This is a genomic window from Polaromonas sp. (assembly GCF_030689685.1).
GTDB lineage: Bacteria > Pseudomonadota > Gammaproteobacteria > Burkholderiales > Burkholderiaceae_C > Polaromonas.
In genome coordinates, this window is sequence record NZ_JAUYEY010000069.1 from 1 (window position 1) to 22,134 (window position 22,134).

General features: G+C 60.2%; 20 protein-coding genes. 15 read left to right on the forward strand and 5 right to left on the reverse strand.

Features of this window, described 5'->3' with window-relative positions:
• Window positions 1–179 precede the first annotated feature (179 nt).
• From ugpQ to ugpB, 5 genes are all read right to left on the reverse strand, one after another.
• Window positions 180–920, reverse strand: a complete 741-nt coding sequence (ugpQ, locus tag Q8O29_RS16040; RefSeq protein ID WP_305564567.1) for a glycerophosphodiester phosphodiesterase — start codon at window positions 918–920, stop codon at window positions 180–182.
• Between the two features lie 109 nt (window positions 921–1,029).
• Complete coding sequence (locus Q8O29_RS16045; protein ID WP_305564569.1) at window positions 1,030–2,046, reverse strand: sn-glycerol-3-phosphate import ATP-binding protein UgpC; 1,017 nt, start codon at window positions 2,044–2,046, stop codon at window positions 1,030–1,032.
• Window positions 2,047–2,187: 141 nt separating this feature from the next.
• Window positions 2,188–3,042, reverse strand: a complete 855-nt coding sequence (gene ugpE, locus Q8O29_RS16050; RefSeq protein ID WP_305564571.1) for a sn-glycerol-3-phosphate ABC transporter permease UgpE — start codon at window positions 3,040–3,042, stop codon at window positions 2,188–2,190.
• 12 nt (window positions 3,043–3,054) lie between these two features.
• On the reverse strand, window positions 3,055–3,936 hold the full coding sequence (gene ugpA, locus Q8O29_RS16055; RefSeq protein WP_305564573.1) for a sn-glycerol-3-phosphate ABC transporter permease UgpA: 882 nt from the start codon (window positions 3,934–3,936) through the stop codon (window positions 3,055–3,057).
• A gap of 200 nt (window positions 3,937–4,136) precedes the next feature.
• Window positions 4,137–5,444: a sn-glycerol-3-phosphate ABC transporter substrate-binding protein UgpB gene (gene ugpB / locus Q8O29_RS16060; RefSeq protein ID WP_305564575.1), complete on the reverse strand. Its 1,308-nt coding sequence runs from the start codon at window positions 5,442–5,444 to the stop codon at window positions 4,137–4,139.
• 214 nt (window positions 5,445–5,658) lie between these two features.
• On the opposite strand from ugpB, the gene Q8O29_RS16065 reads away from it, so the two are divergent.
• From Q8O29_RS16065 to clsB, 15 genes are all read left to right on the forward strand, one after another.
• The gene (locus tag Q8O29_RS16065) at window positions 5,659–9,624 is read left to right on the forward strand and encodes an FAD/FMN-binding oxidoreductase (protein WP_305564577.1); all 3,966 of its coding nucleotides are present in this window, start codon (window positions 5,659–5,661) and stop codon (window positions 9,622–9,624) included.
• Window positions 9,625–9,762: 138 nt separating this feature from the next.
• Window positions 9,763–10,176, forward strand: a complete 414-nt coding sequence (locus tag Q8O29_RS16070; protein WP_305564579.1) for a DUF971 domain-containing protein — start codon at window positions 9,763–9,765, stop codon at window positions 10,174–10,176.
• A gap of 159 nt (window positions 10,177–10,335) precedes the next feature.
• Complete coding sequence (gene ubiE / locus Q8O29_RS16075; RefSeq protein WP_305564581.1) at window positions 10,336–11,067, forward strand: bifunctional demethylmenaquinone methyltransferase/2-methoxy-6-polyprenyl-1,4-benzoquinol methylase UbiE; 732 nt, start codon at window positions 10,336–10,338, stop codon at window positions 11,065–11,067.
• A 24-nt stretch (window positions 11,068–11,091) separates the two neighbouring features.
• Window positions 11,092–12,030: a Tim44 domain-containing protein gene (locus tag Q8O29_RS16080; RefSeq protein WP_305564583.1), complete on the forward strand. Its 939-nt coding sequence runs from the start codon at window positions 11,092–11,094 to the stop codon at window positions 12,028–12,030.
• A gap of 178 nt (window positions 12,031–12,208) precedes the next feature.
• On the forward strand, window positions 12,209–12,775 hold the full coding sequence (locus tag Q8O29_RS16085; RefSeq protein WP_305564585.1) for a hypothetical protein: 567 nt from the start codon (window positions 12,209–12,211) through the stop codon (window positions 12,773–12,775).
• Window positions 12,772–14,325 (forward strand): ubiquinone biosynthesis regulatory protein kinase UbiB, encoded by a 1,554-nt coding sequence (ubiB, locus tag Q8O29_RS16090; RefSeq protein ID WP_305564586.1) that lies wholly within the window; start codon window positions 12,772–12,774, stop codon window positions 14,323–14,325. Before Q8O29_RS16085 ends, ubiB begins: the two co-directional genes overlap by 4 nt.
• A gap of 44 nt (window positions 14,326–14,369) precedes the next feature.
• Window positions 14,370–15,815: a sodium:solute symporter family protein gene (locus Q8O29_RS16095; protein WP_305564588.1), complete on the forward strand. Its 1,446-nt coding sequence runs from the start codon at window positions 14,370–14,372 to the stop codon at window positions 15,813–15,815.
• A 110-nt stretch (window positions 15,816–15,925) separates the two neighbouring features.
• Window positions 15,926–16,276, forward strand: a complete 351-nt coding sequence (locus Q8O29_RS16100; RefSeq protein WP_305564590.1) for an FmdB family zinc ribbon protein — start codon at window positions 15,926–15,928, stop codon at window positions 16,274–16,276.
• Window positions 16,276–16,896, forward strand: a complete 621-nt coding sequence (locus tag Q8O29_RS16105) for a DUF502 domain-containing protein (protein WP_305564592.1) — start codon at window positions 16,276–16,278, stop codon at window positions 16,894–16,896. Before Q8O29_RS16100 ends, Q8O29_RS16105 begins: the two co-directional genes overlap by 1 nt.
• A 58-nt stretch (window positions 16,897–16,954) precedes the next feature.
• Window positions 16,955–18,763, forward strand: a complete 1,809-nt coding sequence (gene aspS / locus Q8O29_RS16110; RefSeq protein WP_305564594.1) for an aspartate--tRNA ligase — start codon at window positions 16,955–16,957, stop codon at window positions 18,761–18,763.
• Window positions 18,764–18,826: 63 nt separating this feature from the next.
• Entirely contained in the window at window positions 18,827–19,771 is a 945-nt protein-coding gene (locus Q8O29_RS16115) for a restriction endonuclease (protein WP_305564596.1), read from the forward strand.
• Window positions 19,772–19,813: 42 nt separating this feature from the next.
• Window positions 19,814–20,095, forward strand: a complete 282-nt coding sequence (locus Q8O29_RS16120) for a type II toxin-antitoxin system Phd/YefM family antitoxin (RefSeq protein ID WP_305564598.1) — start codon at window positions 19,814–19,816, stop codon at window positions 20,093–20,095.
• Window position 20,096: 1 nt separating this feature from the next.
• Window positions 20,097–20,414: a CcdB family protein gene (locus Q8O29_RS16125; RefSeq protein ID WP_305564600.1), complete on the forward strand. Its 318-nt coding sequence runs from the start codon at window positions 20,097–20,099 to the stop codon at window positions 20,412–20,414.
• Complete coding sequence (gene nudB, locus Q8O29_RS16130) at window positions 20,404–20,865, forward strand: dihydroneopterin triphosphate diphosphatase (protein WP_305564602.1); 462 nt, start codon at window positions 20,404–20,406, stop codon at window positions 20,863–20,865. Before Q8O29_RS16125 ends, nudB begins: the two co-directional genes overlap by 11 nt.
• Window positions 20,866–20,875: 10 nt before the next feature.
• Window positions 20,876–22,120 carry a cardiolipin synthase ClsB gene (gene clsB, locus Q8O29_RS16135; RefSeq protein WP_305564604.1) on the forward strand — a complete coding sequence of 415 codons (1,245 nt, stop codon included), beginning with the start codon at window positions 20,876–20,878 and terminating at the stop codon, window positions 22,118–22,120.
• Window positions 22,121–22,134: the final 14 nt, after the last annotated feature.

Genomic DNA, 22,134 nt, shown 5'->3' on the forward strand with positions numbered 1-22,134 from the left:
CATCCATCGTTGTGGCTTGCGAGATCGCTATTTGCGCAATTTCGATCGTCTCATCATCCCCGGTAACTGGACGTGCCATGACTTTCTCCATCAAGTATGATGGAGGATATTATTGCACTAATGTTGTGGAAATGGAATAACAAGCCTGAGACAGGCTTGAATACGCATCGGTTTGCAAGCTATTCGGTAGCTGGCGAAAAAAGGTCAACCCGGTCAGTGATGATGCCGTCCGTGCCCAGGTCCAGCAGGCGCCGGGCCGCCCAGTCATCGTTGACGGTGTAGCTCAGGCAACGAAGCCCCGCGCTTTTGGTCTGCAGCACAGTGGCGCTGTCCCAGAGCGCGTGATTGCACACCAGCGCGGTGCAATCGAGGCTCAGCGCTGTTTCCAGCCAACCCGTCCACAGGCTGTCAAGCAGCAGTCCCCGCAGTAACTGCGGCTGCGCCGCTCTGGCGGCTTCCAAAGCCTCGGGCTGAAAGGAAGTTAGCAGCGGGGGCACAGCGTTACCCTCCCAGAGCCGCGCGGCGGCGTCGGCCACGGCGGTGCCGGTTTGGACCTGCAGGCCGGGGGTCGGTTTGATCTCGATGTTCAGGAAATAGCCGTTGTGCTGGCAGTAACGCGCGACATTTTCCAGGCTGGCCAGCGGCTCACCGGCATAGCCGCGTGAATGCCAGCTTCCGGCATCTAGCTGCGAAAGCATGCCCCAAGGCTGCTCGCCACCCGTGCCATGGCCGTTGGTCGTCCGGTCGAGGGTCGCATCGTGCATCAGGAAGGGCACGCCGTCGGCGCTCAACTTGACATCACATTCGAACATGCGGAAGCCGTGGGCGGCGCCCAGGCGAAAAGCCGCAAGCGTGTTTTCTGGCGCCAGCTTGCCGGCACCTCGGTGTGCGATCCAGCGCGGATACGGCCATTGTTTCATTTGAAAAGAGCCGTGCGCCGCGCAGGGCCGCCCCAAGCAAGCACAGCCCCTTTCACCTGTAAGTGGGGCGGCGCAATGCCGAAGGCGCGCGAAGCGACAAGCGTGGGGGCTAACATCTCCTTCCGCTCTCGGCGTCAAACCAGTGCAGCCGGTCGGCGCGCGGCGCCACATGAATGGTGGCGCCTATCTCAGGTGTAGCCTGGGTTTCGTCCGTGCGGACAATCAGGAATTCGTCGCCGAAGCGGCAGTAAACCAGTCGTTCGGCACCCAACATTTCCAGCGTATCGACCTGCACGGCCCAGCCGCTGGGGCTCATCTGCAGGTGTTCGGGGCGGATGCCGAGGATGGTGCCGGGCTTGCCGCCGAAGTCGGCGTTGGGCGCCTGTTTGAGCAGGTTCATCGGTGGCGAACCCATGAAACTGGCCACAAAGGTGGTGGCCGGCCGGTTGTAAACCTCTTCGGGCGTGCCGAACTGCTCCATGCGGCCAGCGTTCATGACGATCATGCGCTGCGCCAGCGTCATCGCCTCGACCTGGTCGTGCGTGACAAACAGCGAGGTGATGCCGAGTTCGCGGTGCAACTTCTGGATTTCAAGGCGGGTTTGGACGCGCAGTTTGGCGTCGAGGTTGGACAGCGGTTCGTCGAACAAAAATACCTGCGGCTGGCGCACGATGGCGCGGCCCATGGCCACGCGCTGGCGCTGGCCGCCCGAAAGTTCACGCGGCTTGCGCTCCAGATATTTGCCGAGCTCCAGAATCCCGGCCGCTTTGGCCACGCGCTGTTTGATCTCGTCACCCGGAACTTTTTTGATTTTCAGGCCGTAGGCCATGTTGTCAAACACGCTCATGTGCGGGTACAGCGCGTAATTCTGAAACACCATCGCAATGTCGCGTTCGGCCGGCTCCAGCTGGTTGACAACCCGCGTGCCAATGCTGATTTCGCCGCCGCTGATTTCTTCCAGACCTGCCACCATGCGCAGCAGGGTCGATTTGCCGCAGCCCGACGGCCCAACGATGACGATGAACTCGTGGTCTGCAATGGCAGCGGTGACGCCGTGAATGACTTGCAGCGCTTTGGCACCATGACCGTAGCTTTTGGTGACGTTGTTGAGATTAATTGAAGCCATGATTTATGCGGGTAATCTTTTGAACAAGGAGATCAAGGAGAGAAAAACAAAAAAATATTAAATTTCTCTCCGCCTCACCTCCTTACCTCCTGATCTCCTTGTTCAAAAATGTATTTTTCAAAGTCTGAACAGGTTGGCCAGTCACTTCTCAGTATCCACCAAGCCTTTGACAAACCACTTCTGCATCAGCATCACTACCAGCGCGGGCGGCAGCATGGCCAAAATCGCGGTGGCCATGACCACGTTCCATTCGGTGTAAGCCTCACCCGCAATCAGGCGCTTGATGCCCAGGACGACGGGGTACATGTTTTCGTTGGTCGTGACCAGGAGCGGCCACAGGTACTGGTTCCAGCCGTAAATAAACTGGATCACAAATAGCGCGGCAATCGAGGTTTTGGACAGCGGCAGCAAAATATCCCAAAAAAAACGCATCGGACTGGCCCCGTCCATCCGGGCAGCCTCGACCAGCTCGTCGGGCACCGTTAAAAAGAACTGGCGAAACAAAAATGTGGCTGTGGCCGACGCAATCAAGGGGATGGTCAGGCCCGCGTAGCTGTTGAGCATGCCCAGGTCGGACACCACGGCATAAGTCGGGCCAATGCGCACCTCGACCGGCAGCATCAGCGTGATAAAAATCATCCAGAACACCAGCCCCTTGGCCGGGAAGCGGAAGTAAACAATCGCGAAGGCTGACAGCAGCGAAATAATGATCTTGCCAATGGCGATCACCAGCGCCGTGACCAGGCTGACCCACATCATCGGCAGCGCAGGCGGGAAGGTGCTGCCGCGGCTGTTCTGGCCGCCAAACAGCGCCAGACGGTAGGTCTCAAGCGCATGCGAGCCCGGAATCAGCGACAGCGGGTTCGATGCTGCGATTTGTTCTTGCGACTGGGTCGATGCGACGATGGCCAGGTACAGCGGGAAGGCGACGATGGCCACTCCGAGAATTAACACGGCGTGCGAGAAAAAATTGGCAATCGGGCGGCGTTCAATCATGGCGGACAGACATCAATAGTTGACCTTCTTCTCAATGAAGCGAAACTGCAGGACCGTCAGGGCCACCACAATCACCATCAACACCACGGACTGGGCCGCCGAGCCGCCGATGTCCATGGCCTTGAAGCCGTCGAAGTACACCTTGTAAACCAGAATGGCGGTGTCCTTGCCGGGACCGCCCTGCGTGGCAGCATCCACAATGCCGAAGGTGTCGAAAAAGGCATAGATCACATTGATCACCAGCAGGAAAAAGGTGGTCGGTGACAGCAGCGGAAAAACAATCGTCCAGAAGCGGCGTGTGGGCGACGCGCCGTCAATGGCGGCGGCTTCGAGCAGCGATTTGGGGATGGACTGCAAACCCGCCAGAAAAAACAGGAAGTTGTAGGAAATCTGCTTCCAGACCGCCGCCACGACGATGAGGGTCATCGCGTGATTGGAGTTCAGCAGGTGGTTCCACTCCACGCCGACGGACTGCAGCGCAAACGAGATCACGCCCATGGGCGACGAAAACATGAATACCCAGAGCACGCCCGCCACGACAGGCGCGACCGCATAAGGCCAGATCAACAGGGTCTTGTAAGTCGCTGCGGCGCGAATCACGCCGTTCGCCATGACCGCCAGCAAGAGCGCGATGGCCAGGCCGCAACCGGCCACCAGCACTGAAAAAAGCGCCGTGGTTTTGAACGACTCGAGATAGGTGCTGTCGTTCCACAGCCGTTCAAAGTTCAACAGACCGACAAACTCGGTCGAGGTGCCAAAGGCGTCCTCCGTCAGCACACTTTGGTACACGGCCTGGCTGGCCGGCCAGAAGAAAAATACCAGCACGATCAGCATCTGCGGCGCCACCAGCACCCAAGGCAGCCAGGCCGATCTGAAAAGGACTCTTTTTTCCAACGCAGTTCTACTTGTTATTCGACAATTTGAGCTTGGAAGAATGTTGGCATGCTATACATTCAATAGCTGCTCGCGCCCGTTTTTACTGGGCTGGAGCACTATTTGATACATAAAAGGTGGGGACCCTCACCCCCCCGCCCTCTCCCAGGGGGTGAGGGAGGAAGAGAGCTGCCCCGCAGAGTAGAAAGACTCACAGCCTTTCAGCCTTTGTTGGCCTTTTGAAAGCGCTCTAACTGCTCGTTGCCACGTTTCACAGCCGTGTCGAGTGCTTCCTTGGCAGACTTCTTGCCGGCCCAGACCTGTTCAAGTTCTTCGTCGTTGATGGCGCGAATCTGCACAAAGTTGCCCAGCCGGATGCCGCGCGACTTGTCGGTGGTTTTACGGATCATCTGCGTCACCGACACATCAGTACCCGGGTTTTGCTTATAAAAGCCTGATTTTTCAGTCAACTCAAACGATGCTTTGGTCAAAGGCAAATAGCCTGTGCGCTGGTGGCTTTTGGCAGCTTCAGCGGGCTGCGACAAGAACGCATAAAACTGACCCACACCTTTGTAGTCACCAGCGGGTTTGCCCGACATCGCCCACAGGCTGGCGCCGCCAATCACGGTGTTTTGCGGTGCGCCTGGGACGTCTGGGTAGTAGGGCAGTGCGCCCGTGCCAGCAGCAAACTTGGCGTTGCGTTTGATGTTGCCGTACAGCGCCGACGAGCCTGTCATCATGGCGCATTCGCCCGACACAAACGTAGCGTCTGCCAGATTGCCGCGACCTTTGTAGGCAAACAGGCCCTGCTTGGCCATATTGCCCAGGTTTTCAATGTGACGCACATGCAGCGGGGTGTTGAAGCTCAGGCGCGTGTCCAGGCCTTTCATGCCGTTGCTTTTGCTGGCAAATTCAACGTTGTGCCAGGCTGAAAAGCTCTCTAGCTGAGTCCAGCTCTGCCAGCTGGTGGTAAACGGGCACTTGTGGCCATTGGCTTTGAGCTTGGCCGCTGCCAGAGCCACTTCAGGCCAGGTGGTGGGTACGTTGTCAATGCCAGCGGCTTTGAAGGCGTCTTTGTTGTAGTGGAAAACTGTGGTGGAGCTGTTGAAAGGAAAGCTCAGCATGTCGCCACTGGGTGCGGTGTAGTAACCCGCTACCGCTGGAACGTAAGCGGCGGGGTCGAACTTGATACCCGCTTTTTTCATCACTTCAGTGACTGGCACGATGGCTTGTTTGCTGGCCATCATGGTGGCAGTGCCAACCTCAAACACCTGAAGAATATGCGGTGCATTGCCAGCGCGGAAGGCGGCAATGGCGGCGGTCATCGATTCGTCGTAGCTGCCCTTGAAGGTCGGGACGACCTTGTAATCCTTCTGGCTGGCGTTGAAATCTTTGGCCTGGTCATTGACCCACTCGCCAAGGGCGCCGCCCATGGAATGCCACCACTGGATTTCGGTCTGCGCGTGGCTGGCAACGGGCACAACAAGTGCGCAGGCCGCCAAGGCGATAGCTGTCAAGCTTTTTTTCATTACAACTCCTGGATGAAACGGATGTTCGAACAAATAAAGTGTCGAGTTTACGAACGATTTATGACAGTTCGATTTAAACGGCGTGACAGTTTCCCCACAAGCGGGTTTTCACGAAGGCGTGCCGGCGTGCGCCTGTGAATGTTGCGCTGCGGTAACATAGGGATAAGGCGCCGGACACAGGTCCACAGGCCTTTTTTGCACCCGGTCTCCCACGATGAACGCTCCTGAATCCCTTCAAAAATTAAGCGCCCTGGCGGGTGAGGCTGGCCCCGGCGTAGCCCGCATCCGCGAGATTCCCTATAACTACACCTCGTTTTCCGACCGCGAGGTGGTGATCCGGCTGCTGGGCGCGCGCGCCTGGGACCTGCTGAACTTGCTGCGCGACGAGCGCCGCACCGGCCGTTCGGCCCGCATGTTGTACGAAGTGCTGGGCGACATCTGGGTGGTGCAGCGCAACCCCTACCTGCAGGACGACTTGCTGGACAACCCCAAGCGCCGCAGGATGCTGGTCGAGGCGCTGGCCCACCGTCTCGGCGAAGTCAAAAAGCGCCGCACGCCCGACCAGGACAGCCAGCGCGATGCCATCGTGGTCGAGCTGCTGGACGCGGCCAAAGTCGCTGTTGCCCAGTTCGCTACCTCGTTTGAAAACATGTACGACCTGCGCCGCCTGACCGCGCGCAAGCTCGGCAAGCTGACACAGAAGGACAACATCAAGTTTGACGGCCTGTCGCGGGTCTCGCATGTGACCGATGCGACCGACTGGCGCGTCGAATACCCGTTTGTGGTCCTCACGCCGGACACCGAGGCGGAGATGGCCGGTCTGGTCAAGGGCTGTATCGAGCTGGGCCTGACCATCATCCCGCGCGGCGGCGGCACCGGCTACACCGGCGGCGCAATTCCGCTGAGCTGGAAGTCGGTGGTCATCAACACCGAAAAACTTGAGGCCATGACCGAGGTCGAAATGGTGGCGTTGCCCGGCATCGCCCAGCCGGTGGCCACGGTCTGGACTGAGGCCGGCGTGGTGACCCAGCGTGTCGCTGATGCCGCCGAACGCGGCGGCTTTGTGTTTGCGGTCGACCCGACGTCGGCCGAAGCATCCTGCATAGGGGGCAACATCGCCATGAACGCCGGCGGCAAGAAAGCCGTGCTTTGGGGCACGGCGCTCGACAACCTGGCGTCCTGGCGCATGGTGACGCCCCAGGCTGAATGGCTGGAAGTCACACGCCTGGACCACAACCTCGGCAAGATCCACGATGCCGAGATGGCCAGTTTCGATCTGAAATATTTCGAGGCCGACGGCAAGACGCATATGCGCACCGAACGCCTGGACATCGCTGGCAAGACCTTCCGCAAGGAGGGCCTGGGCAAGGACGTGACCGACAAGTTCCTCAGCGGCCTGCCCGGCATCCAGAAGGAAGGCTGCGACGGCCTGATCACCAGCGCGCGCTGGATCGTGCACCGCATGCCGGCGCACACCCGCACCGTCTGCCTGGAATTTTTCGGCAATGCGAAGGACGCGGTCCCGAGCATTGTCGAGATCAAGGACTTCATGTTCGCCGAACAGGCGCGCGGTGGGGCCATCCTGGCAGGCCTGGAGCATTTGGACGACCGCTACCTGAAGGCGGTGGGTTACGCGACCAAGTCCAGAACCCACGGCGGCCTACCCAAGATGGTGCTGTTCGGCGACATCGCCGGCGACGACGCCGATGTGGTGGCGCGGGCGACTTCCGAAGTGGTGCGCATCGCCAACTCACGCCGCGGCGAAGGGTTTATCGCCATCAGCCCGGATGCGCGCAAGAAATTCTGGCTGGACCGCAAGCGCACAGCGGCAATCTCCCGCCACACCAACGCCTTCAAGATCAACGAGGACGTGGTGATCCCGTTGCCGCGCATGGCCGAGTACACCGACGGCATCGAACGCATCAACATTGAGCTGAGCCTGGCCAACAAGGTCAAGCTGTGCGATGCGCTCGAAGCCTTTTTCCTCCAGGGCAAGCTGCCGCTGGGAAAATCGGACGATGCCGGCGAGATACCTTCGGCCGAACTGCTGGAAGACCGCGTCGGCCAGGCCGTGACGCTGATTGCCGGCGTGCGTGCCTTGTGGTCGGGCTGGCTGCGCGATGTGGACACGCTGTTTCCGCAGTTGCAGGACCACTCGCTGCGCGCTAGCTGGAAATCCCAGTTGCGCGCGCCGCTGCAGGCGATTTTTTCGGGGGCTGCCTTTGTGCCAATTCTGGCGGAGTGCAGCGCCATTCACAAACAGGTGCTCAAGGGCCGAGTCTGGGCTGCGCTGCACATGCATGCCGGCGACGGCAACGTGCACACCAACTTGCCGGTCAACAGCGACGACTACCAGATGCTGCAGACCGCGCACGAGGCGGTTGCGCGCATCATGGTGCTGGCGCGGTCGCTCGACGGCGTGATTTCCGGCGAACACGGCATCGGTATCACCAAGCTGGAATTCCTGACCGACGCCGAGCTTCAGCCCTTTGCCGACTACAAGCTCCGCGTGGACCCGGAAGGGCGCTTCAACAAAGGCAAGTTGTTGCGTACGCCCTCACCCCAACCCTCTCCCGAAAGCGAGAGAGGGAGCAAGACGGTTTTACCCCTTCTCCCGTTCACGGGAGAGGGCAGGGGTGAGGGGGATGTTCTTGCGGACCTGACCAACGCCTACACGCCCAGCTTCGGTTTGATGGGCCACGAATCGCTGATCATGCAGCAGTCCGACATCGGCGCGATTGCCGACAGCGTCAAGGACTGCCTGCGCTGCGGCAAGTGCAAGCCGGTTTGCGCCACCCACGTGCCTCGCGCCAACCTGCTGTACAGCCCGCGCAACAAGATTCTGGCGACCTCGCTGCTGGTCGAGGCCTTTCTCTATGAAGAGCAGACGCGCCGCGGCATCAGCATCAAGCACTGGGAAGAGTTCGAGGACGTGGCCGACCATTGCACGGTCTGCCACAAGTGCCTCTCCCCCTGCCCGGTGGACATCGACTTCGGCGAGGTGTCCATGAACATGCGCAACCTGCTGCGCAAGATGGGCCAGAAGTCCTTCCGTCCCGGCAATGCGGCCGCCATGTTTTTCCTCAACGCCACCAGCCCGCAGACCATCAAGTTCATGCGCGGCGCGATGGTGGATGTCGGCTTCAAGGCGCAACGCCTGGTCAACGACCTGCTGCGGCGCGTGGCCCGCAAGCAGACCGCCCAGCCGCCGGCCACGGTCGGCGCCGCGCCGGTCAAGGAGCAGGTGATCCATTTCATCAACAAGAAAATGCCGGGCGGGTTGCCGAAAAAAACCGCACGCGCCTTGCTGGACATCGAGGACAAGGACTACGTCCCCATCATTCGCGACCCGAAGACCACCACTGCGGAAACCGAAGCGGTGTTTTATTTTCCAGGCTGCGGCTCGGAGCGCCTGTTCTCGCAGGTCGGCCTGGCGACCCAGGCCATGCTCTGGCACGCCGGGGTGCAGACCGTGCTGCCGCCGGGCTACCTGTGCTGCGGTTACCCGCAAAAGGGCAGCGGGCAGTTCGACAAGGCCGAAAAAATCATCACCGACAACCGGGTGCTGTTCCACCGTGTGGCCAACACCCTGAATTACCTGGACATCAAGACCGTGGTGGTGAGCTGCGGCACCTGTTACGACCAGTTGCAGGGGTATGAGTTCGAGAAAATTTTCCCCGGCTGCCGCATCATCGATATCCACGAATATTTGCTGGAGAAGGGCATCACCTTGCGCACCGATGCACCGGGGCAGGGCTACCTGTACCACGACCCCTGCCACACACCGATGAAGCTGCAGGAACCGATGAAAACTGTCAAGGCACTGCTCGGCGACCAGGTGCTCAAGTCGGACCGTTGCTGCGGCGAGTCGGGCACGCTTGGCGTCACGCGCCCGGACATCTCGACGCAGATCCGCTTTCGCAAGGAAGAGGAGTTGCGCAAGGATGAGGCTACGCTGCGCGCCAGCGGCGCGATTGCACAGGCAGGCAATGTCAAGATCCTCACCAGTTGCCCGAGCTGCCTGCAGGGCCTGAGCCGCTACGGCAATGACCTGCAAAACGGTCTGCTGGAGGCCGACTACATCGTGGTCGAAATGGCCAACCAGATTCTGGGTAAAGAATGGCTGCCGGCTTATGTAGCTGCGGCCAACAACGGCGGCATCGAACGCGTGCTGGTCTGATAGTGATCTTCTCCAAATACACGACAGTGAATTGGACTGCTCTCACCCTTGCCCTCTGGGAGAGGGGCGGGGTGAGGGAGTGAGCGTTCCGACTGTCATGAGTTTTGAAACGCTCAATAGTTGAAGGACATATTCACCTTGGCAGGCCTGACACCGGATACCCCCACCCCCACAGCATTGACGGTGCACAAGCAGTCGCGCGTGCTGGAGATTGCTTTTTCGGATGGCGCCCAATTCAAAATCCCTTTCGAGCTGATGCGCGTTTATTCGCCGTCGGCCGAAGTTCAGGGACACGGGCCGGGGCAAGAGGTGCTGCAGACCGGCAAGCGCGAGGTCGCCGTGCTGGAGTTGGAGCCCATTGGCAACTACGCCGTCAAGCCGGTGTTTTCGGACGGTCATGAAAGCGGCATTTTTTCCTGGGACTATCTGTACTTTCTCGGCTCGGAGCAGTCCCGCCTGTGGGCTGAGTACACGCAGCGCCTGGAAGCCGCCGGGGCCCTACGCGACGCGCCCATGCTAGCCGCCAGCGGCCCGGGCTGCAGCAGCCATTGATGCGGCTTGTGGCACAGCTTCTCTTTGCTACTAATTTCATAGCTGTCTGCGCCCGTCAGACATGGGCGAGTGTTGTTTTTCAACATAAATGCCGCGAATGCCCCACGCGGTGACAGGGTTGTCGCTTGAATTGGCGGGTTTCGCCCCTAGCATTACCTTATGAGCAGCACCCATTTCGGATTTCAGTCTGTCGACGAAAAAGACAAGGCCAGCCGCGTGCGCGGCGTGTTCGATTCGGTTGCGCCCAAGTACGACGTGATGAACGACCTGATGTCCATGGGCCTGCACCGTGTCTGGAAGGCTTACACGGTGATGGTGGCCGATGTGAAAGCGGGCCAGAGCGTGCTGGACATCGCCGGCGGCACCGGCGACCTGGCGCTGGCCTTTGCGCCCAAGGTGGGCAGCACTGGCTGCGTGGTGCACACCGACATCAACGAAGCCATGCTGCGCGAAGGCCGCAACCGCCTGCTGGACGCTGGCAAGGTCTTGCCGACCACAGTGTGCGACGCCGAGAAGCTGCCGTTTGCCGACGCCAGCTTCGACCTGGTCAGCGTGGCTTTTGGCCTTCGCAACATGACCCACAAGGACTTGGCGCTGACCGAGATGAACCGCGTGCTCAAGCCCGGCGGCAAGCTGCTGGTGCTGGAATTTTCAAAAATCGCCAAACCGCTGGCGAAGGTCTACGATTGGTATTCCTTCAATGTGCTGCCCAAACTGGGCAAGCTGGTGGCCAATGACGACTCGAGTTACCGCTATCTGGCGGAGTCCATTCGCATGCATCCCGGACAGGACGAGCTAAAGGCCCTGATGCATAAAGGTGGTTTTGGCCATGTGGACTATCACAACCTCACTGGCGGGGTGGTGGCATTACATGTTGGAATCAAGTGTTGAAGCAATTTAATTAGAGGAGACGTCATGAAATTCTGGTCTGCAATTCTCTCGGCCGTACTGGCCGCCACCATGCTGTTGGCTTATTCGCCCGCCGCAGAAGCCAAACGCATGGGCGGTGGCGGCTCGGTGGGGCGCCAGTCGTCCAACGTGACGCAGCGTCAGGCGGCGCCGCCAGCCGCACCGGCCAATACCGGGGCTGCTGTGCAGGCGCCCAAGAAACCCTGGGGCGCGATGCTCGGCGGTCTGGCCGCTGGCCTGGGCCTGGCCTGGCTGGCTTCGTCGCTCGGCTTGGGTGGCGCTTTCGGCCAGATCATCATGTTCGCGCTGCTGGCGTTGCTGGTGATGGTGGTGGTTGGTTTTGTGATGCGCAGGTTGAAAGCCGGCAACGGCCAGGGCGCAACGCCTTACGCCATGCAGGGCGCGGGCAACGCGACCATGCCGCGCAACTACAGCCCCGAAAATGTCGGCAACGATGCCTCGGCCCGTCCCTGGGAGCGCAATAACATGACTTTCGACGCAAGCAAGGCGGCTGGCGGCTCGATGATTGGCTCCGGGCTGGCCGGATCACAAGCCTGGGGCGTGCCCGAGGGTTTTGATGCCGAAGGCTTCCTGAAGGCCTGCAAGACCAACTTCGTGACCCTGCAGGACGCTTGGGATCGCTCGGATGTGAACAGCCTGCGCGCGATGATGACCGACGATATGCTTGAGCAGATCAAGACCCAATTGGCCGACCGCGAGTCACACACCGGTGGCACGGCCAACAAAACCGACGTGGTGATGTTGGACGCCAAGCTGCTCGGCATCGAGGAACTCAGCGACGTCTACATGGCCAGTGTGGAGTTCTCCGGCATGATCCGTGAAGACGCCTCAGCCGGTGCCAGCCCGTTCCGTGAAGTCTGGAACATGACCAAACCGCGCAACGGCGGTGGTTGGCTGGTGGCGGGCGTGCAAGCACTTCAATAAGCCCCCACGCTCCGCCGCTTCGAGCCTGCGGCAGTCTCTGCCCCTGGCTTCGAGGGGGAGGGGCGCTGCGCCTGCGGACCGGCGAAGCCGGATCCGCGGCCCCTGCTGGTCTTTAAAGCCCCTCCAATCGCTGGCGCGATGGAGGGGCTTTTTCAATCTGCTGCAAAATCGGGGACGTATGAATACCACGTCCCCTTTTTCTTTTCTGCAATCCCTGGCCACCCGTTTTCAGCCCCCCTCGTGGGTGGTTGACGAGGGTCAGCAAAAGCTGGTGCTGTTCCTGAACCATGTGCTGATGCAGGAAAAAGAGGCGCAAAACCGCCTGCTGCGCAAGAAGGGTAGCGTGGTCCATGTGCGCTGGGGCGTGTTTGCGCTGGACCTCGTCATCACGCCAGCCGGGCTGCTGGACCGCGTTGCCCCCGGTGCCAAACCTGACCTGCTGCTGGCCGTGGCTGCCGAATCACCGGCGGTCATCATGCAGTCGGTGATGGCCGGCAAAGCGCCGCCGGTCAATATCGAAGGTGATGTGCAGCTTGCCGCCGAACTGGGCTGGCTGGCCGACAACTTGCGCTGGGATGGGGAAGAAGACCTGTCCCGCCTGATCGGTGATGCCCCGGCGCATACCTTGGCAGGCGCGGCGCGTCAGGCGCTGGCAGGCCTGCGTCAGTTTCTGGCCCAGGCGCCTTCCCCGTCCGGAGCCGTGCCAGTGCCGCCTGTCTCAGAGCCACCGAAAGCCACTTCATGAGCCGACTGTTCCGGGGCGTTTTTATCGTCTGGACCGTGCTGCGCTTCGGGCTGGACGAGCTGGTCCTGTCGAGTTTCAGCAAGCCCTGGATTCGCTTGCTGACGCGCATCGTCTCGGTCGGGCGCAACCTGAAGGCACCGCGTGGCCAGCGCTTGCGCGAAGCGCTGGAAAGCCTGGGCCCTATCTTTGTCAAATTTGGCCAGGTCATGTCGACCCGACGCGACTTGTTGCCGCTGGACATCGCCAACGAACTGGCCCACCTGCAAGACCGGGTACCGCCGTTTGACCCGGATATCGCCATCGCCATCATTGAAAAAGCCTTTGGCCGACCGCTGGCGCAGATTTTTGCGACCTTCGAGCGTGTGCCGACTGCCAGCGCCTCCATCGCGCAGGTGCACTTTGCCACTTTGCCCGGCGGGCGTGAAGTGGCCGTCAAGGTGCTGCGTCCCAATATGCTGCCGGCCATTGAAAAAGACCTGGCGCTAATGCACATGATGGCGGGTTGGGTGGAAGGCCTGTCGGCCGATGGCAAGCGCCTGAAGCCGCGGGAAGTCGTGGGCGAATTTGACAAATACCTGCATGACGAACTCGATCTGCTGCGCGAGGCTGCCAACGCGGCCCAGTTGCGCCGCAACATGCAAAACCTCAACCTGGTGTTGATTCCCGAGATGGTCTGGGACTTCTGCATGCCCGACGTGCTGGTGATGCAGCGCATGACGGGTGTGCCCATCAGCCAGGTGCAACGCCTGCGTGACGCCGGTGTGGACATGAAAAAACTCGCGCGTGACGGCGTGACCCTCTTTTTTACCCAAGTGTTCAGGGACGGTTTTTTTCATGCCGACATGCACCCCGGCAACATCCAGGTCAGCCTGGACCCTGCCACCTTCGGGCGTTATATTTCGCTGGATTTCGGCATCGTAGGCACCTTGACCGAGGTGGACAAGGAATACCTGGCGCAGAACTTCAGTGCGTTTTTCCAGCGCGACTACAAACGTGTGGCCGAGCTGCATATCGAGTCTGGCTGGGTGCCCGCAAGCACCCGCGTGGACGAGCTGGAAGCTGCGGTACGCGCCTGTTGCGAGCCCTACTTTGACCGTCCCCTCAAGGAAATTTCGCTCGGCATGGTGCTGATGCGGCTGTTCCAGACCTCCCGCCGCTTCCATGTGGAAATCCAGCCGCAACTGGTGCTGCTGCAAAAAACCCTGCTCAACATCGAAGGCCTGGGGCGCGAGCTCGATCCCGACCTGGACTTGTGGAGCACGGCCAAACCTTTTTTGGAGACCTGGATGCTGGAACAGGTCGGCCCCGAAAAACTGTTGCAACAACTCAAGGCCGAAGCGCCGACCTACGCCAAATTGCTGCCCGGCCTGCCGCGCCTGCTGCAGCAATACCTGAAAAACCAGACCGGCGGCCAGCACCGCGAGCTGCAGGAACTGCTCAAGGAGCAGCGTCGCACCAACAAGCTGCTGCAGGGCTTGATCTATGGTGGCGTGGGTTTTGCTTTAGGCCTGCTCGCCATGCAAATTGTGCTGCGGATACGGTTGTTTTGAGCCGGAAAATCTGGTGATAATCACGCGTTCTTGAGGAGGTCACCGTGCTTTTAACCCTGGTTTTTGTTTACCTGCTTATCACCATCATCATTGGCCTGTACGCCGCCAGACGTGTCAAAAACACCGCCGACTACGCGATCGCCGGGCGCAACCTGCCGCTGATCATGATTGTCACCACCACCTTTGCGACCTGGTTCGGCTCCGAGACCGTGCTCGGCATCCCGGCCAAATTTGTCCAGAGCGGACTCAACGGCGTGGTGGAAGACCCCTTCGGTGCCGGTACCTGCCTGATCCTGGTGGGCCTGTTCTTCGCCGGCAAGCTCTACAAGATGTCTTTGCTGACCATCAGCGACTACTACCGCGAGCGGTATGGCCGCACCATCGAAGTGGTGTGCTCCATCATCATCATGATCAGCTACCTGGGCTGGGTGGCGGCACAGGTGACGGCGCTCGGGCTGGTGTTCAACATCCTGTCGGGTGGCGCCATCAGCCTGACCGTAGGCATGTTTATCGGCACCGCCTCTGTGCTCGCCTACACACTGTTTGGCGGCATGTGGTCGGTGGCAGTGACCGACTTCGTCCAGGTGATTGTGCTGGTGGTCGGCTTGACGGTGCTGGCCGTGTTTGCCGGCAATCTGGCGGGTGGCGCCGACAAGGTCATTGCGCTGGCAACCAGCCAGGACTTGTTCAAATTCTGGCCCGAACCCAATCTGCGCGACATGGTGTTTTTCTTTGCCGCCGCCATCACCATGATGTTTGGCTCGATACCGCAACAAGACGTTTTTCAGCGCGTGATGTCGGCCAACAGCATCGGTGCAGCGACCAAGGGGCCGGTGATAGGTGGCGTCTGCTACATCCTGTTTGCCTTTGTGCCCATGTTTTTGGTGGTCAGTGCACTGATCATCATGCCGGAGCAGACAGCTATTTTGCTCAAGGAAGACCCGCAAAAGATCCTGCCTACGCTGGTGCTCGAAAAAATGCCCTTCATCATGCAGGTGCTGTTTTTTGGTGCCCTGCTGTCGGCCATCAAATCGACCGCGTCGGCCACCCTGCTGGCGCCCAGTGTGACTTTTGTCGAAAACATCTGGCGCCAGTTCAAGCCGCGCATGAGCGACAAGCACGAGCTCAAACTGATGCGCACCAGCGTGCTGGTGTTCAGTAGCCTGGTCCTGGCGTACGCCATTTTCATGCAGGGCACCTCGATTTACGAGATGGTGTCGGGTGCTTATCAGGTGCCGCTGGTGGGGGCCTTTGTGCCGCTGGTTTTTGGTCTGTACTGGAAAAAAGCCAGTACGCAAGGCGCTGTTTTCTCGGTGGTGTGCGGCATTGGCACCTGGCTGCTGTTTACCTTCAGCACCCTGGGCGAGCAGTTTCCCTCGCAACTGGCGGGCGTGCTGGCGGCCACGCTGGGCATGCTGGTCGGCTCGCTGACCCCGCAGACCATCGAGAACACCCGCGGCAGCCACCACAAGCTGTCCACCGAACGCTGACTGGTCTGTACGGCCTCTCACGCTCTCAGAGGCCCTGCGCCTATAATTGAGGGCTTTGCATCCTGCGCGCCAGCGCGGCTTGCAGCAGCCCCGTCAAAACCTCTGAAACCATGCCAATCTACGCCTATAAATGCGAGTCCTGCGGGCATAACAAGGACGTTTTGCAAAAAATGTCTGATGCGCCGCTGACCGACTGCCCCCAATGCGGCGCGCCCGCTTTCCGCAAACAGCTCACCGCAGCCGGCTTTCAACTCAAGGGTTCGGGCTGGTATGTGACGGATTTCCGTGGCGGCGGGGGTGCCGCCGCCGTGCCGCCAGCCAATGGCTCTGAGGCGCCTGCCGCAACCGCCGCAACCGCCGCAGATACCCAGCAGTCGACCGAGCCTGCAGTGAAAGCGGCTGCTGCTGCTGCGCCGGCTGCTGCACCGGTGAGCAGCAGCACTATCCCCAAGGCCGATTGATGGCCGCGTTGCGCCGTTGGCTGCTGGCCGGGATGTTGGTGCTGGTTCCGCTGGCAGTGACCGTTTGGCTGCTGAACTGGATCATTGGCGCGCTGGACCAGACCTTGCAGATTCTTCCGGGCGACTGGCATCCCGACAAAGTGCTCGGGGTTCACATTCCCGGCTTTGGTGTGTTGCTGGCGCTGGCCATCGTGTTGTCGATAGGCGCCATCGCCAGCAATTTCATGGGCAAAAGGCTGGTGAGCTGGTGGGATGCCCTGCTCAGCCGCATTCCCATCGTCCGGTCGATTTATTCCAGCGTCAAGCAGGTTTCCGACACACTTTTTTCGGAGAACGGCAATGCCTTCCGCAAGGCGCTGTTGATACAGTGGCCGCGTGAAGGGGTCTGGACCATTGCTTTCCAGACCGGCAGGCCCGGCGGCGATGTGGTCAACCACCTGCAGGGCGACTATCTCAGCGTTTACGTGCCCACCACGCCCAACCCCACCGGGGGTTATTTCATCATGCTGCCCAAGGCGGACTGCATCGAACTCAAAATGAGTGTGGATGAAGCCCTGACCTATGTGATTTCCATGGGTGTGGTGGTGCCCGGCAGCGCCGCCAGCTACAAGCCGAAATAGTTTTCTTTCCGCAGCGCGCAAGCGCTCAAGCACAAGCGAATTACCTATGACTTCCCAAATGCGTTCCCACTATTGCGGTCTGGTGACCGAGAGCCTCATGGGCCAAACCGTGAGCCTGTGCGGTTGGGTCAACCGCCGGCGTGACCACGGCGGCGTGATTTTTATCGACCTGCGCGACCGCGAGGGCTACGTGCAGGTGGTGTGCGATCCGGACCGCGCGGACATGTTCAGCACGGCCGAAGGCGTGCGCAACGAGTTCTGCGTGCAGATCAAGGGCCTGGTGCGGGCACGCCCCGAGGGTACCGTTAACGAGGCGCTGAAAAGCGGAAAAATCGAGGTGCTGTGCCACGAGCTGATCGTGCTCAACCCGAGTGTCACGCCGCCGTTCCAGCTCGATGACGACAACCTGTCGGAGACGACGCGCCTGACGCACCGCGTGCTGGACCTGCGCCGCCCCTACATGCAAAACAACCTGATGCTGCGTTACCGCGTGGCAATGGAAACCCGCAAGTTCCTCGACGCCAACGGCTTCATCGACATTGAAACGCCGATGCTGACCAAAAGCACGCCCGAGGGCGCGCGCGACTACCTGGTGCCCAGCCGCGTCAACGAAGGCCAGTTTTTTGCGCTGCCGCAAAGCCCGCAGCTGTTCAAGCAGTTGCTGATGGTGGCCGGCTTTGACCGGTATTACCAGATCACCAAGTGTTTCCGCGACGAGGACCTGCGTGCCGACCGCCAGCCCGAATTCACGCAGATCGATATCGAGACCTCCTTCATGGGCGAGCAGGACATCCGCGACATGTTCCAGGGCATGATCAGCAACATTTTCAAGACCGTGCTGGCCACCGACTTGGGCGAGTTTCCGGTGATGTCTTATGCCGATGCGATGCACCGGTTTGGCTCTGACAAGCCGGACCTGCGCGTCAGCATGGAATTCACCGAGCTGACCGATATCATGGCAACGGTGGACTTCAAGGTGTTCAGCACCCCGGCCACCACGCCGGGCGGCCGGGTGGTCGCGCTGCGTGTGCCGGGCGGCTCCGAGATGAGCCGCGGCGACATCGACGGCTACACCGAGTTCGTCAAGATCTACGGCGCCAAGGGTCTGGCCTGGATCAAGGTCAATGACGTGAGCAAAGGCCAGGGTGACAAGGCCCTTCGGTGGCCGGGCCTGCAAAGCCCCATCGTCAAGAACATCCACGATGCAGCGATCACAGAGATCCTCAAGCGCACCGGCGCGCAGAACGGCGACATCATCTTCTTCGGCGCCGACAAGGCCAAAATCGTCAACGACAGCATTGGCGCCCTGCGCCTGAAGGTCGGTCTCAGCGCCCTGGGCAAGAAGCTCGGCCTTTTTACGGCCGGCTGGAAGCCACTGTGGGTGGTGGACTTTCCGATGTTCGAATACGACGAAGGTGGTCAGCGCTGGAGCGCGGTGCACCACCCCTTCACCGCCCCCAAAGACGGCCATGAAGACTGGATGGACACCGACCCCGGCAAATGTATCTCCAAGGCCTACGACATGGTGCTCAACGGCTGGGAGCTCGGCGGCGGCTCGGTGCGTATTCACCGCGCCGAGGTGCAAAGCAAGGTCTTTGACGCGCTGAAAATCGGGCCGGAAGAAGCCCAGGAAAAGTTTGGCTTCCTGCTGGACGCGCTGCAATACGGCGCGCCGCCCCATGGCGGCCTGGCCTTTGGCCTGGACCGCATCGTCACCATGATGACCGGTGCCGAGTCGATTCGCGACGTGATTGCCTTCCCCAAGACCCAACGCGCACAGTGTCTGTTGACCCATGCACCGAGCCCGGTAGATGAGAAGCAGTTGAAAGAATTGCACATCCGTCTGCGTAACCCGCAGCCGGCCTGATCGAAGGTTGGGGCAGAATGAAAGGACGCTGATTCAGCGTCCTTTTTTTGTTGGAGCTTGCAAATGTCCCGCCCTCTCTCCCGTTCAGACAAACTGATCACAGACATGCACTTTGCTGCGTTAACGGCGCTGTCTGCAACCCAGAATGGGCGCTTGCACCATGGGGAATTAATGGCAGAGATTGAGCGTTGTGTCTCTCTGGACGGCTGGGCCAGGGAAATTTATGAAAGGTCGGGCAACATCAGATGGCGGTCGATCTTTGCGTTCTCGTCAGTGGGACTCGTGAAGGCGGGATATGTACGAAAGGAAAACGCTGTCTGGACCATTACCGATGAAGGGCGCGCATCCATCAAGCAGCCGTTCGATCCGCGCGCCTTCCTACAGGAAATTGATCGCCGATATCGCATCTGGAAAGCCGCGAGTCTCCAGCAACCAGAAAAACCCCAAGTTTTCGGCTCAGTAGAGGCCATAGCGCCTGAGGAAGATTTGGCGCCACCTGAAGAGAGGCTGACAATCATCCTTGATCAAACGCGTGATGCGTTGGCGGCCGAACTTATTGAGGCGATCAAGCAATGTGAGCCTGATTTTTTTGAACGTCTCGTGGTTCAACTATTGCTGAAGATGGGTTACGGGGGGAGTCGCCAAGAGGCGGGTCAGGCGGTCGGTCGATCAGGTGATGGAGGTATCGATGGAATCATCAATGAAGATCGATTGGGGCTGGACGCGATCTACCTTCAGGCAAAACGCTGGGAGGGGAGTGTAGGAGAGGGACAGATTCGCGATTTCAAAGGAGCGCTGGATGCCAAAGGGGCGCAGAAGGGCGTCTTCATCACCACGAGCACCTTCACCCCCGCTGCGCTGCAGGCTGCACGCAACAGCCGCTCCTACAAGATTGTTCTGATTGATGGGCAGCGCCTGGCGGAATTAATGATTGAGCATGATCTGGGCGTCTCGATTGCCGCCACTTACCACCTCAAGCGAATCGACTCGGATTTCTTTGTTGATTGATAATGGCTAAAATAGCCAAACAGCTTTGTTGAAAGTTCGCCTATGCAAGTTACCGCCACGCAAGCCAAGAACCGGTTCGGCTATGTCTGCGCGCTGGCCAAGACTGAGCCCGTATTTATTGAAAAAGATGGCCGGGTTGATTCCGTGATTGTTTCGTTGGAGCAATTTGAGGCGCTGAAAGCTGCGGGTGAAAAGAAATCCATGGCCCGGCGTCAAAAAGAATTCAACGATAGCTACAAGAACTGGATAGCGCTGCAAAACGACCATTTCGCAAAAAATGGCCTCTGGTGCGATGGCCTGGTGCCGTGGATGGAGAAACCCTGACTTGGCCCAGTTTGACGTTTACGTGAATCCGCAATTGGCCTCACGCGAGTTTGTGCCCTATGTGCTCGACGTCCAAAGCGATCTGATCAACCAACTCAGCACTCGTTTGGTCATGCCTTTGTCCCGGGTCGGTGTTGGCGAGTCCAAGTTGCCGCTCAGTCTTTGTCCTCCGGTGGAAATCGATACCGAGTCGCTGCTTGTATTGGCTCATTTGGCAGCGCCCGTGCCCGCGCGGTTGCTTCGGAAGCCGGTCTGCTCGCTGAAGCACCGCGCCAGTGAGCTCAGTGCGGCAATGGATGCGGTGATCAGTGGCTTCTGAAACGGATCGCCCGTTCAAGATCCCTGAATCTGTGCTTGTTGTGATACACACCCCGGCGCTGGAGGTGCTGCTGCTTGAGCGCGCGGATCACCCCGGCTTCTGGCAAAGCGTGACCGGCTCACGGGACACGCCGGACGAGCCGCTGGTGCAAACTGCAGTGCGCGAGGTGCTGGAGGAAACCGGCATCGCGGCAGACGCGGCGGATCTGCGCGACTGGGCGGTCTCCAACGTTTACGACATCTATCCGCAATGGCGCCACCGTTATGCGCCTGGCGTCACACGCAACACCGAACATGTTTTCGGCCTGTGCGTGCCGCGCAGCACAAGCGTCACGCTGAGCCCGCGCGAACACACGGCCTGGCAGTGGCTGCCCTGGCTGGAAGCTGCCGACCAGTGTTTTTCAGCATCGAATGCCGAGGCTATTTTGCTGTTGCCCCGCTTCATGGCTTGAGTCACCGCGCGTGAATACCCTGCACCGATCTGAAACCCTGCAACTGCTGGAAAGCGGGCAGGAGTATTTCCCGGCCCTGATCCACGCGATCGACGGCGCCAGCGCCTGGGTGCAGCTCGAGACCTATATTTTTGATGTGCACCTGGCTGGCGAGCAGGTGGCCGAGGCGCTGGTACAGGCCGCGCTGCGCGGGGTCCGCGTGGAGGTGCTGGTTGATGGCATTGGCTCTGACCCGCTGCCGCCGGCCTGGCAGCAAAAAATGAAGGAGGCCGGTGTTCAGTGGCTGGTGTATTCGCCACTGGCGTCAGGCCTGGGCGGGCTGGGCCTGCTGGTGCCGGACCGCTGGCGCCGTCTGCACCGCAAGTTGTGTGTGGTGGACCAGCGCACGGTTTTTTGTGGCGGCATCAATGTGCTGGACGATTTTTACGACCCCAACCACGGCGACTTGCAGGCAGCCCGGTTTGACTTTGCGGTGGCGGTCACCGGGCCGATGGCCCTAGAGGCGGCTGAGGCCATGGCCTTGCTTTGGTGGCGCGTGCAGGCCGGCTACAGCGCGCGGCAAAACCATCTGGCCGCCGCCTGGGAAAAGTTCAAGGCAGCCGGTTATGGTCGGCGCACCGGAGCAGCAGGGCTTTCCGGCCAGGCCGCGCCGGCCGGGGACGAGCGGGCGGCGCTGCCCGGCGTCAAGGCGGCGCTGGTGCTGCGCGACAACCTGCGCAACCGCAGCAGCATTGAAAAGGTGTACCGGCAGGCCATTGGCCGGGCGCACGACGAGATATTGATTGCCAACGCCTACTTTGTGCCGGGCGGCAAACTCAGGCGCGCGCTGATCCGGGCCGCAAGGCGCGGCGTCAAGGTGACCTTGCTGCTGCAGGGGCGCTACGAATACTTCATGCAGTACCACGCGGCGCGTCCGGTGTATGGAGCGTTGCTGGCGGCGGGTGTGGAGATTCATGAGTACGAATCCAGCTTTCTCCATGCCAAGGTGGCAGTGATCGACGGCCATTGGGCCACAGTCGGTTCGTCCAACCTCGATCCGCTGAGCCTGCTGCTGGCGCACGAGGCCAATGTGGTGATCGAAGACAAGGTGTTTGCCGACGAACTGCGGGACAGCCTGCGCGCCGCGATAGCCGGACACGGACGCCTGCTCGATCCGGTCGCCTACAGCCAGCGGCCCTGGGGCCAGCGTATTCTGGACCACGTCGCCCATGCGCTGATGCGCTTGGCCATTTTTGTGGCGGGCCAGCGCTACTGATTTTTCCGGCTTTT

Coding starts and splice junctions, on each gene's coding strand:
- Q8O29_RS16115 (WP_305564596.1), top strand. CDS start 18,827: ATGTCCCGCCCTCTCTCCCGTTCAGACAAACTGATCACAGACATGCAC.
- Q8O29_RS16045 (WP_305564569.1), bottom strand. CDS start 2,046: ATGGCTTCAATTAATCTCAACAACGTCACCAAAAGCTACGGTCATGGT.
- Q8O29_RS16080 (WP_305564583.1), top strand. CDS start 11,092: ATGAAATTCTGGTCTGCAATTCTCTCGGCCGTACTGGCCGCCACCATG.
- Q8O29_RS16120 (WP_305564598.1), top strand. CDS start 19,814: ATGCAAGTTACCGCCACGCAAGCCAAGAACCGGTTCGGCTATGTCTGC.
- Q8O29_RS16100 (WP_305564590.1), top strand. CDS start 15,926: ATGCCAATCTACGCCTATAAATGCGAGTCCTGCGGGCATAACAAGGAC.
- ubiB (WP_305564586.1), top strand. CDS start 12,772: ATGAGCCGACTGTTCCGGGGCGTTTTTATCGTCTGGACCGTGCTGCGC.
- aspS (WP_305564594.1), top strand. CDS start 16,955: ATGCGTTCCCACTATTGCGGTCTGGTGACCGAGAGCCTCATGGGCCAA.
- Q8O29_RS16065 (WP_305564577.1), top strand. CDS start 5,659: ATGAACGCTCCTGAATCCCTTCAAAAATTAAGCGCCCTGGCGGGTGAG.
- Q8O29_RS16105 (WP_305564592.1), top strand. CDS start 16,276: ATGGCCGCGTTGCGCCGTTGGCTGCTGGCCGGGATGTTGGTGCTGGTT.
- ubiE (WP_305564581.1), top strand. CDS start 10,336: ATGAGCAGCACCCATTTCGGATTTCAGTCTGTCGACGAAAAAGACAAG.
- ugpQ (WP_305564567.1), bottom strand. CDS start 920: ATGAAACAATGGCCGTATCCGCGCTGGATCGCACACCGAGGTGCCGGC.
- Q8O29_RS16085 (WP_305564585.1), top strand. CDS start 12,209: ATGAATACCACGTCCCCTTTTTCTTTTCTGCAATCCCTGGCCACCCGT.
- ugpE (WP_305564571.1), bottom strand. CDS start 3,042: ATGATTGAACGCCGCCCGATTGCCAATTTTTTCTCGCACGCCGTGTTA.
- ugpB (WP_305564575.1), bottom strand. CDS start 5,444: ATGAAAAAAAGCTTGACAGCTATCGCCTTGGCGGCCTGCGCACTTGTT.